Source organism: Spirulina subsalsa PCC 9445 (assembly GCF_000314005.1).
GTDB classification, from domain to species: Bacteria; Cyanobacteriota; Cyanobacteriia; order Cyanobacteriales; family Spirulinaceae; genus Spirulina_A; species Spirulina_A subsalsa.
Genome location: NZ_JH980292.1, coordinates 1150272 through 1162018, shown reverse-complemented (window position 1 = coordinate 1162018; position 11747 = coordinate 1150272). Strand labels below are relative to the sequence as shown.

At 46.8% G+C, this 11747-nt stretch carries 9 protein-coding genes; 4 read left to right on the top strand and 5 right to left on the bottom strand.

The window, feature by feature from the left end:
• Window positions 1-105: 105 nt before the first annotated feature.
• Entirely contained in the window at window positions 106-1248 is a 1143-nt protein-coding gene (locus tag SPI9445_RS24470) for a GGDEF domain-containing protein (protein ID WP_017303738.1), read from the bottom strand.
• Between the two features lie 874 nt (window positions 1249-2122).
• On the opposite strand from SPI9445_RS24470, the gene SPI9445_RS0105520 reads away from it, so the two are divergent.
• Window positions 2123-3382 carry an S-layer homology domain-containing protein gene (locus SPI9445_RS0105520; RefSeq protein ID WP_017303737.1) on the top strand — a complete coding sequence of 420 codons (1260 nt, stop codon included), beginning with the start codon at window positions 2123-2125 and terminating at the stop codon, window positions 3380-3382.
• Between the two features lie 143 nt (window positions 3383-3525).
• Here the strand turns inward: SPI9445_RS0105520 and SPI9445_RS0105515 are convergent, their stop codons facing one another.
• Window positions 3526-4668, bottom strand: coding sequence for a sodium-dependent bicarbonate transport family permease (locus SPI9445_RS0105515; RefSeq protein ID WP_017303736.1), 1143 nt, complete (start codon window positions 4666-4668; stop codon window positions 3526-3528).
• Between the two features lie 289 nt (window positions 4669-4957).
• Entirely contained in the window at window positions 4958-5089 is a 132-nt protein-coding gene (locus SPI9445_RS31585) for a hypothetical protein (protein ID WP_272943225.1), read from the bottom strand.
• A gap of 138 nt (window positions 5090-5227) precedes the next feature.
• Here SPI9445_RS31585 and SPI9445_RS0105510 point away from each other — a divergent pair, with 138 nt between their 5' ends.
• Window positions 5228-5545 (top strand): P-II family nitrogen regulator, encoded by a 318-nt coding sequence (locus SPI9445_RS0105510; protein ID WP_017303735.1) that lies wholly within the window; start codon window positions 5228-5230, stop codon window positions 5543-5545.
• 228 nt (window positions 5546-5773) lie between these two features.
• On the opposite strand, the gene SPI9445_RS24465 is transcribed toward SPI9445_RS0105510, so the two are convergent.
• Both SPI9445_RS24465 and lepA read right to left on the bottom strand, forming a co-directional pair.
• A complete protein-coding gene (locus tag SPI9445_RS24465; RefSeq protein ID WP_017303734.1) occupies window positions 5774-6211 on the bottom strand; it encodes an AAA family ATPase in 438 nt (145 codons plus the stop codon).
• Window positions 6212-6318: 107 nt separating this feature from the next.
• Window positions 6319-8124 (bottom strand): translation elongation factor 4, encoded by a 1806-nt coding sequence (lepA, locus tag SPI9445_RS0105500; RefSeq protein WP_017303733.1) that lies wholly within the window; start codon window positions 8122-8124, stop codon window positions 6319-6321.
• Window positions 8125-9146: 1022 nt separating this feature from the next.
• On the opposite strand from lepA, the gene SPI9445_RS0105495 reads away from it, so the two are divergent.
• Together SPI9445_RS0105495 and SPI9445_RS0105490 are read left to right on the top strand one after the other, a co-directional pair.
• Window positions 9147-11156, top strand: coding sequence for a hypothetical protein (locus tag SPI9445_RS0105495; RefSeq protein ID WP_017303732.1), 2010 nt, complete (start codon window positions 9147-9149; stop codon window positions 11154-11156).
• A 6-nt stretch (window positions 11157-11162) separates the two neighbouring features.
• The gene (locus SPI9445_RS0105490) at window positions 11163-11744 is read left to right on the top strand and encodes a Pvc16 family protein (protein WP_017303731.1); all 582 of its coding nucleotides are present in this window, start codon (window positions 11163-11165) and stop codon (window positions 11742-11744) included.
• Window positions 11745-11747 lie beyond the last annotated feature (3 nt).

Here is an 11747-nt window from a genome sequence, read left to right as displayed (position 1 = left end):
ATACAATTTTTATCTCACTTAAACCTAGGAGATAAATCCACGGACTTAATTTTTAATCTACTGGTCCCCAGCCTGGCTACTGTCTGGCTGAAAATTGACCTGATTTCAGGGTTGCTCCCGACTGGACTCTGATTCAGAATAAGCAACAAGTTCCTCGGCAAAAAGTACGCCATTCCGGCCACTTTTTTTCACTTGGTACAGTGCATCGTCTGCCGCTTGAACTAAATCCTGTGGTGATTTTTCCCAACTGGGAATACAAGTCGCCACCCCCATAGACAGCGTAACAATAGGACTCACTTTAGAACGAACATGAGGGATGGCCAAGTCATTCATACTCCGTTGAATTACTGAAGTAATTTCACGGGCTTGTTCTGGGGTGGAATTAGGCAAAATAACAGCAAACTCTTCACCCCCATAACGAGCGACTAAATTATAAGAATTGCGCTCGACTTTTTTTAAGGTCTTAGCCACCTGACGTAAACAATCATCTCCTGCTAAATGACCATAGGCATCATTGTAACGTTTGAAGTAATCCACATCAATTAAAACCAGAGACAAAGGGGATTTAACTTGATAGGCTTGTTGCCAAACTTGGCATAAATAGTCGTTAAAATGACGACGATTAGCAATTTCAGTTAAACCATCTAACGAGGCTAAACGTTTTAGTTCGAGATTAACGGCTTCTAACTGCTGAGAGGATTGCTGTAAAAGTTTTGTGGTGAGAATATGAATGTGAGCATGAGCCATTAATAAATGATGGGTGTCTAAAATTCCATACTTGCCCTGATCGGTGAAAACGACTAGAGGTTCATAAACTAACTCTGCCGAACGTTTAAGAGCTAATTGAGTGGCTTCTACAATGGTTGTTTTACTATTTAATACTAACAGATCTGTTTCAACAAAAGGATAAAGGAACTGAATGGGACGCTGTGCAAATAAGTCTAAACTATAAGGACGACTCATCTGTTCCCAAAACCGACGACGGGAAATCATGCCTTGAAATTGTTGATTTTCAGTTAAAATAATTCCTGCCCTAGTACGATTATTCTCTAGATTTTTAGCCACTTCCCAAGTAATACAAGACCAGTCCACTTGAATAAAATCTAAGGATAGTTCTTCTAATCTTGAATCTACAGTTAATTCTGTTGACTCCGGATCAGGATGGTGATAAAATGGTGGGTGATAATTTTCAGAACACACGGCTTTAAAAGAAGGAAACATTTCTAGAATTTGTTGTTGCAAAACCATGATTTTTCAGAATAAACGGCAGAGATACTCAGAAGTTTTCAATCTAATTTTCAATCTTCCGAGGGAATCAACACTTAAGTTTATCAAATATACAGGACTTCAGAAATGAGTATTTTCCACAGTTTATTTAAGTAACTTTAATTATTAATTCAACAAAATTTAAGCAATGCCATAAGCCACTGGTTAAAGCGAAGACGTAAAAAAGGGTTTTGAGTGGTGGCATAATTCCTCTGGTTCGCAACCGTTGGGATACAATGAATTCTGTTGGGACTCTCCTATTTGCTATTATCTCAATTTATGGGAAGGGGTGGTATAGTGTCAAGGGACTAAATGGGCAATAATGTGATCTTCTATACTTAGCTTTATGAAAAATTTAATAAAGTTCCTACTATTGCTATACAGTACCTAAAGGGTAAAGTTTGTAATGCCATCATAAGTCACAAAAACCCCTATCGATCTACCTTTAGCCTTCCTTTCCAAGCACAGTTTTTTCAAAGTCAGGGTCAATGTTGAGGTTGGCTCTCCCCGACACCTTAAATAGGGAAGATAGGTTTTGTGTTGGGCATCAGCGATCGCCCTTCTGGAGGGAGTTGCTGTGAATCACCGCTACACCCGGCTATTCCCCGGCTTTTCAGCAAGCCCTATATATAACGTTCTACCCCAAGCCAAAAATTCTTTCTGCCTTGGCAACATATTTGCATCTATCACCGTCTTAGGGAACAAAGCAGCGCAATTAAAACCGCTAAAGACGGCGAAATTGACCTGTTTTTAAACAAAAAGTTCCTAAAATAATAGCCTAATTTCTTTTTGGAACTTCTCACTCTTTCTCAAGTCAAATAACTCAGCCAATCAACATTAAAGGGAGACTGTGATTATGTTGAACCTCAAACGCTTGAAAGCCACTACTGCCGTTGTTCTTGCCCTCGGAATGAATGCTGGAGCGATCGCACCGATTGCCGCACCCATGCTTTCCGCCCAACCCGCGATCGCCCAAAACTTTAACAGCAGCTTCCGAGACGTTCCCTCCAACTATTGGGCCGCTAACTTTATTGAAGCCTTAGTCAGTCGAGGTGTAATTGCAGGTTTCCCTGATGGCACCTTCCGCCCCGATGCACCTGTGACTCGCGCTCAATTTTCCTCCATGTTACAAGCGGCATTCAATAACAACAGAGTGCGCAACGCCCCCAGATTCGTTGATGTTCCCAATACTCACTGGGCCGCTTCTGCCATCAGTCGCGCCTACGAAACAGGCTTTTTAGCCGGATATCCCGGCAACATCTTCCAACCGGAACAAAATATCCCTCGGGAACAAGTGTTAGTTTCCTTAGCCAACGGGTTAAACTACAGCGCCTCCAATTCGGTGGATCAAGTGTTGGGTTTCTACAACGATCAGGTCAACATTTCCAACTTTGCCCGTTCTCCCATTGCGGCCGCCACTGAACGGCGGATGGTCGTCAACCACCCCTCTTTAAGCAGCTTAAACCCCCGACGCAATGCCACCCGCGCCGAAGTAGCCGCCTTCTTGTATCAAGCCCTAGTCAGCCAAGGCACCGCCCCAGCAATCAGTTCCAGCTATATTGTTTCACCCACTCCGGTAGCTGTGGATTATCGCATTCCGGCGGGGACTAATCTTCCGGTGTCTTACCAACAAGAGAAAATTTTGTTAATGGCCAATGAAACCTTACCTGTCACCTTTAGCACTACGACCAATGTTTTAAGTCGTGAAGGACAGTTATTGATTCCCGTCAATAGCCAAGTCAGAGGGAAGCTGGTTCCGGCCGGAAGTGGGACTCGCTTTGTCGCCGAGCAAATTGTGTTCCCCAACGGGCAAACCCGCACCCTAGACGCACAATCCAACATCATCACGGAAAAAGAAACCATCCGTCAGGGAACGAATGCCTGGAATGTAGTAAGGAATGCGGCTTTAGGGACCGCTGCCGCGGCCGCTATCTCTGCGGTAACAGGCGATCGCGCCATTGCCACAGAAGAGGTCTTAATCGGAACGGGTGTAGGCGCTTTAACCACCTTAATTCAAAGCTTCCTCGGTCGGAACAGTGTAGATGTGTTAGTCGTTAAACCGGATACGAACCTGAACCTCACCTTAAATTCTGATTTTGTGGTCAGCGCTCGTTAATCGTCTTAATTCAGTGCATCTCTTCTATCACAGTCGGGGCAAGGTTAACCTTGCCCCGATTCATTTTTTGTGAGCGTATCGAGTGGGTTTCGGGAATCCAGAATAGGCCAGGGGATCACCCATAGACCCCGACCCGTCTGGAATCAATTGCCCATCAGTGCCTGGGCGAGTCCGATGAAGAGTGGTATGGCCAAGGCGATCGCAACTGGCGTACCAACGGCCGTAGAAGCACCGATATAAGCGGAAGGATTAGCCGAGGGAATACCCGCTCGTAACGTGGGAGGCCCCGAGATGTCCGAACTAGAGGCAGCGATGACAGCCAAGATCACGACCCCACCCAAGCTAAAGCCCGTAGCATAGTGGGCAATCATCCCGAAACCAAAGGCAATGAACCCGTGGAGCAAAGGCGCGACCAAGGCATATACAGCGTACCACTGAGCCACCTTACGCAACTCATTCAGCCTTGCCGTGGCCTCCATACCCATAACCAGCATCAAGATCGAAAGCAGACCGCGAAAGAGAGGCTCATAGAAGCTTTCAAAAACACTTTCAGGCCGGGTGAGCAGCCCCAAAGCAAGACCGAGCAACAGTGCCGATAGAGCAGAACCTTGGAGGCTTTCCTGTACAATCGGCCAAATCTCAACCCGCTTCGGTGCGTTATCACGCTCTTGGCCGAAATACTCCTGCTTAGTAGTCGGATACCCGGATCCCGACTGACTGGAATAATCCCCTGCGGCCACAGGCTGCCTGCTGAGAGACTCCTGCTTACTGAAAGACTCCTCTGCTGCAAGGCGCTGCTTCTGTTTGCTGACATAAACACTCGCCAAGACAATCGCCGTCACCAGTGCCGGGATATCCATGAAGGGATAGAGGGCGGCCGCCCAGGCCTCGTATTCGATGCCTTGCTCTTCGAGTAGTGTCAGGGCGGCGGCCATAGTCGAGCCACTTACAGCACCAAACAAGCCCGCAGTAGCAATAGCATCCACCACTTTGACGTTGGGCAGCTTGGCTAAAGTGTAGCGCCCAATGAACACGATCACGATCCCTGTTGCCACGGCAAACAGGGCGGGCAACAACATCTCCGTTAGATTGGATCCGCGGATCGCAATACCGCCACTCAGGCCAACTTTAATCAGTAGCATGAAGACGACAAACTTATAGATTGCATCTGGAATGGCCAGTCGGCTATTAACGGCAGCAATAACCATCCCACCAATCAGAAAGCCGAGTGTCGGGGACTGCAACTGCGCTAAGAAGCGCACTAAGAAACTGGATAAGAAATCCACTTTGTAATTCCTCCTTAATGAGATTTTAGGGGTCAGGACGGTAGGCAAACGCGGCATCGAATCCTAGGTAGCTGGCTTAACGCATCCGGATGAGTCACCTGTGAACGGCCTCTCTATCCTGGTGCATCGTGTGCTGGAAGATCAGGGGTTGCTGTCCCACACCACGTTCCATAGACTAATTTCTATCGATACCAGAATTTCTATGCGCTTAAGTCTATCGTGAAATCTGCACAAATTAGCAAGCAATCCCCTCGATCGACTAAGTAATTTCCAATTTAAGTAATAAGTTTTATTTATATTCAGTCAAGACCTCTATAGCTTTGGTCAATGCCAATGGCGATCGCAAGATTTGGTCTATTCCTTCGGGTAGATAGGGGTTATAGCCCCAAAAGGATAAGTGTTTTTTATAAAATCCTTCCATTAATCTGAATCAATCCTGCCCCAGAGAGGGTCATGAATTCGCCGATCTTTGGTATACACTTAAATACATGGCTCAAGACAGAACCATAGAGAATTGTCTTGAGTTTTTTACAACAGAACAGATCAAGAGGTAACCTACATGACCCAGCAAGCCAGCAAGCTCGTCATTGTCACAGAAAAGTTATTGCTGAAAAAGATCGTCAAAATCATCGACGAAGCCGGGGCTACCGGGTACACAGTGATTGAAACTGGCGGGAAAGGGAGTCGCAACGTGCGCTCCTCGGGACAACCCACCGTTTCCGACACCAACTCGAATATAAAAATCGAGGTACTCACTGCCAATCGGGATATGGCCCTGAAGATTTCCGATGAAGTCGCAGCGCGGTTTTTCAACGATTATTCCGGTATCGCCTATCTCTGTGACGTGATGGAGGTACTGCACGCGCACAAGTTTTGATACAAGAAAAAACGGGAGCTTACTAGCCCCGTCTATGCTGGAGCGGGGTAGAACAGGGATTTGAGCGCCTATCCCTAAACCCCGTTCTTTTTGTTCTTTTATCTGAATTCTTGAGTTGACTATTAAACTGCTAATCCGCTTTAGATTTAGAATTGTCGGTAATAATTCTAGCTCTTCCCTCCTCTGCAATCATCTGATCTAAAATGTGTAAATCTTGTGACTCATACACTACTCACCACCCCAAACAATAGCCTCTTGAATCCGATTCATTTCAGCAATAGCCGTATCAAAACTTGTGATCTCTACGCCAAATTCTGGTGTTATTTTCGCTGGGATTAACGTTTGACAACGACTCCGACGACTTTTCCCTTCTACTGAAATTAAACCCTGTTCTGCAATATAGGCTTTCACTTGATCAACAGATAAAAGTTCATCTAAACTATATCCTTCCTGCTTGGCAATGTCTTTTAAATAAGGTTTATCTTGACTTAACATAATCAAAGTATTCAGTTCTTTAACCAGATATTTCCACGATGATAAAAAGCCATACAGTGCGTAAGTTGCATAACTTTTTCCCGTGTTATTCCCTCCGCAAATAATGGTAATCTCTCCTAGGGAAAACTCCGCTTGTTTGAGAACGCCTAAATTTTTAACCTGAATTTTCATCCTTAAGTTCCCGTTTCATCCTAACTGAAAAACCGGAGTTACTCTCAGGATATTGTTGACCCACAAACCCCTTGAGGAAACCCCGGTTAATTGTCAATTAATGCGCTCTATTCCAAGCGTAAAACCGCCATAAACGCCTCTTGGGGAACATCTACGGTGCCGATGGATTTCATCCGCTTTTTCCCTTTGGCTTGTTTCTGTAACAGTTTTTTCTTACGGCTAATATCCCCGCCATAACACTTGGCTAACACATCTTTCCGCAAGGCCGGAATATGTTCACTGGCAATAATGCGGGTGCCGATGGAAGCCTGTAGGGGAATCTTAAACTGATGACGGGGGATTAATTCTTTCAGTTTTTCTACTAAAGCCCGCCCTACACTGTAGGCTTTATCCCGATGGACAATCATAGCGAGGGAGTCCACCTGATCCCCGTTGACCAAAATATCCAACTTGACGAGGGCATCCTCTCGATAGCCAATAAAGTGGTACTCCATACTGGCATAACCACGAGAACGGGATTTGAGTTGATCAAAAAAGTCCGTTACCACTTCCGCTAAGGGCAAATCATAAACCAACGTGGTGCGATTTTGGGCGAAGTAGCGCATATCCTTGAATACCCCCCGCCGTGTTTGGCACAAGTCCATCAGGGTTCCTACATAGTCCTCTGGGGTGATAATTTCCACGGCCACATAGGGCTCCTCGATTTTCTCCCGGTTGGTGGCTGGGGGTAACTGACTAGGATTGTCAATCTCAAAGACTTCTCCGGCGGTGGTGGTTACGCGATAGATCACCGAGGGGGCTGTTGTAATCAGTTCAAGATCATATTCCCGCTCTAGGCGCTCTTGGACAATTTCCATGTGGAGCAAGCCTAAAAAGCCGCAACGGAAGCCAAACCCCATGGCGGTGGAGGTTTCCGGTTCGTAGGAGAGGGCGGCATCGCTGAGTTTCAGCTTTTCGAGGGCTTCCCGCAGATCCTCATATTGATCTGAGTCCGTGGGGAACAGGCCACAGAAGACCATGGGTTTGGCTTCGGTGTAACCGGGTAAGGGTTCGGGTGCCGGACTGTTGGCGAGGGTGATAGTATCCCCCACTCGGGCATCTTCTACGGCTTTGATGGCGGCGGCGAAATAACCGACTTCTCCGGCGTGCAGTTCGTCTACTTCGATTTGGTGGGGGGAGAGTACGCCAAGTTCATCAATTTGGTACTCTTTACCCGAGGCCATGAGACGAACGCGATCGCCTTTTTTCACCCTCCCATCCATCACCCGAAAATAAACAATCACCCCCCGGTAGGCATCATAATAACTATCGAAAATCAACGCCCGCAAGGGTTCTGTTACCGTATCTCGGGGCGGGGGAACCAGATGCACAATGGATTCTAAAATGTCGGGAACCCCGATCCCTTCCTTGGCAGAAGCTAAAATGGCTTGACTACAATCTAAGCCCACCACTTCCTCAATTTCTTGGATCACCCGTTCTGGTTCAGCCCCCGGCAGGTCGATTTTATTCAAAACCGGGATAATTTCTAAATTCTGTTCAAGGGCGAGATAGACATTAGCCAAGGTTTGGGCTTCTACCCCTTGGGAGGCATCCACCACCAAGAGCGCCCCCTCACAGGCCACCAGAGAGCGGGACACCTCATAGGAAAAGTCTACATGGCCGGGAGTGTCAATCAAGTTGAGGACATATTCCTCTCCCGCTTGGTCTTTATACACCATCCGAGCAGCCTGTAATTTAATGGTAATCCCCCGTTCCCGTTCTAACTCCATGTTGTCGAGGAACTGCTGTTTCATCTTGCGATCTTCAACGGTGCCAGTCGCCTGTAGGAGACGGTCGGCCAAGGTTGATTTACCATGATCGATATGGGCAATAATCGAAAAATTGCGAATCCGGGATACGGGAACGTCAGTCATAAGAGTTAAATAACGACCAACCAAAGTTTTGAACGACCTAACACCAAAAAATCTGGCTTAAAGAATCTGGCTTATGTTGACAATCTGCGGGCTGAGGCCACGCAGATTCTTCAGACCACACCTGAAAAGGTCTGTCAAAAGGCATTTGCCACGTTAAGATTAACGCATTTTTGGCCTCAGTCGCAATTCATCCCGTCGCCAGCGTTCCTGAATCCTAGGGAATAGGCACGAGGCAAGAGGCAAAAGGCCAGAATTTTGAATTCCCTGAGTCCCGACTTTCGGGCTTATTCAGCAAGCCCGAAAGACAAAAGCTGTCGCTTCTGGCGTGGTTGTTCTGATGACATTCAAGCCAACTGCCCCACCCACCAGGGGATCGAGTTTTCCCGGCAATCTTTATAAAATGAAGCATCAATTTTAAGTTTTGAATAATAAACTATCAATTTCTAATGGGTAATTATATCTCTTCTGTCCTACGGCTAATTTAGTTCTATTAACCTTTTTAGGGAGAATAAAAAAGATTAAGAAATAAAACAAAAGGTCAAAAGTTATTGAAGTTTAATGGTATTCTCCGAAATATCTGATTTGACCCGTTGAATCGCGTCAGGTCTTTTTGAAGGTAGTAATCTACAGCACAATGTAGTTTACTGTGTGATGCCGACGTACCTCAAAATATTACTGGAGACTTGATGGAAACAGGCTTGCCGCTTGTGCCTATGCGGTTTTGTTTGGGTCAGGGGGTTCTTTTCGCTGTCGGGATTCCAAGGTTAATTGACTCAACTAAAAGGGTCGTGCCTAAAGGGTTTTCATCATAAGTACCCTCTCAAAGTTCTTTCATGAGAGAGTATTGATTGTTCTTCGAGAATATTGGGTTTAGGAAGTATTCTCCCTAACACAGTATAGGGTTTTTCTTCTCAGCTACCCTTTGCAAACATGGGTCTATTGGGTTTGCTGTTGTCCGAACAGTGCGCTTTGCTGGGTCGTTATGCCCTGCATACATTTCATTTCATGAAGTTGAGTATCTTATGTCAACACAATGGGATTGGGTTAACTTTGTATTACAACGTCCTAATTATTTTCCGGGACAATATTTGCTAGACGAAGACTTTGAATTAGCTCATCGCTATTTGAGCGATCGCCTGCGCTATATCAATAGTCGGTTGCACTTAGCCGGGATTGTGGAAGGACTAGAGGTAGAGGCGATCGCAGGTCAACCGGAAGTCATCATCAAAGCTGGGAGCGCCATTGATGGAGAAGGGAATCTAGTTATTCTGCCCCAAGCCGTCACCCGGAAAATTAACGGCTTAGGGTGGCTATGTCTACGTTATCACCAAGAACCCAAAGTCCTACAACAGCCCGAAATTCCCGATAGTTTCACCCGCTTTGAAGAAACGCCCCTGCTGACCTTAGAAGCCATTGAATCAAAGGATCTGCAAACCATTACTCTGGCCAAAGTCAGCCTAGAAGAGGGACAAGTCACCATTGATTCAAGCGTCCGGCAATATTCAGGAGTGCGATTACCCAGTCCTGGGGACGCAATGGGGCTTCGCGCTGATAGTAATGGCTTGAGCATTCAAGGCAATCTCACCATTTCGGGAGCCTTACAGTTAAGTCATTCCCTCCTCGCCGCGATCTCCCAAAGTATCGCCTTAGATGAAGACCGGATTGATGTGATTCCCTCAGAAAAAGCCGTTAAAGAACATATCAATCGGCGGATCAATGATCGTCTGGCCAGTTTAAACGCCCCCACAGAAGAACAATCTTCAGTCCGTCTCACCACCAAAGACGGGAAAACCATTGGCTGGAAAACCGAAGGCGGCCCCGCCAATGACCCCACCGCTTGGATTGAGTTAATCTCTACCCAGGATAATCTGGATCAATCCCGTCTCATTGTGATGCGAGACAGTGGCAATGTGGGGGTTGGGGTGACAAACCCCAGCGCGGCCTTAGATGTGAATGGGGTCATTCGTGCGGTGCATTTGGAGTTAAGTAACCCTATGCGCCATCGAATGTATCCGAATAATCCGATCATCTACCAGGATATTTTCGAGGCCGAGAAAGCAGGCGCGATCGCCAAATCTGATGACTTACCCGTTAGCTCCTACGATAACAAGACCTATGCCGCAAAAGGTTCCTATTGGGGGCGTAAGGGCATTCGATATGGCGTAGGGAAAGAAGACAAAGGCGGGGCTATTTTAAACCTTCCCCCCGGTTATGATACCGTTTGGATTCGGATTGCTAATTCTCGTGAATGGCACATTGTCAATGCCCAGTTTTCCTCCGATGGCAAGACCTTCCGAGACTTAGGCAACTGGACCGCAGGCTACAGACAAGGGAATCAATACTGTCCAGACGGGTCTTTAGGCGATTCAAGCCGACCCTATCATCAATGGTTGCCCATCCCCATTGGTCAATCGGGTCAAGTGAAGTTAGTTCACAAAGGAGAGACCGGAGCGTGGATGCTGCTTTCTGGGGTCGCTTTTAGTCAAAACCCTTGGGGTCATGCGGCTCAATCGGGATTTGGCTATCATTCGGCTGATCGGGTCAATCAAGGCGATCCAGTGGATTGGAACTCTGATAGCTGGAACGATGATATCTTATTTTGTTTTGATAATCTCCGAACCTATGACATCAGGGTTCCGGTTGTTCCATCGGGTCGCGATAAACTGCTGTATGTGATCGAACACAACGCCGAATGGAATGGGTGCCTCCATACAGGCCTTTCGATCAAAATTGGCAACGAATATGTCCCCATTGAACGGTTCCTCGCCAGCTATGACAACCCCTTTGCCCGCCATTGGAACAGTAGATCGTATAACCGCTATATCGCGGCCTGCATTTCTGCGGATTTAATCGCTAAAGCCCTACCGAACAGTCAACCGGGCGATCGCACCACCCAACTGATTACCATTAAAGTCGATCTCAGCTTACAGCAAGAGGCCAAGAATGATTTTGAGGATCGAATCTACTTCCGAGAAATCGGCAGCCATGACCTCGAAGTTCCCTTACTGAAGCCCCCAACCTCAGAGGAGTAAAAACTCATGCTGGAGGATTTAGATAGCAGCCTGAAGCGATTTTTACTCTACGGCTTGCCAGAACTGCAAAATCAATCAGAAACCCAGGTTTCGATTAGTTTTGTCACGCCCTTAGAAGGGGAAATTCAACAAAAACCCGCCATTAATTTGTTTCTCTATGATGTGCGAGAAAACTTGGAACTCCGCCGTGGAGACTGGGCAATGGAGCGCAAAGCAAACGGGACGGCGATTAAAATTCAGCCTCCCGCCCGCATTAATTGTTCTTATTTAATCACCGTCTGGGTTAATGGCGATGATCCTCAAGAAGAACATCACCTTCTCAGTCAGATCCTGAAACTGCTCCTACACCATCCAGTTTTGCCCCCAGAACTGCTCCAAGGTAGCTTAGGGAATCAAGACTATCCCGTACTGTTGAAAGCCCTGCAACCGGGGTATTTACAGAGTCCGGGAGAGTTTTGGCAAGCCCTAGGAGGCCGCCCGAAACTGTCATTACACTGTATGGCAACCATCGCCATTCCCATTGAGCAGGATACGGGAGAATGGCCTTTAGTCTTGGAAAATCAACCCCGCCTCTCCCGTCTGTCTTAACCG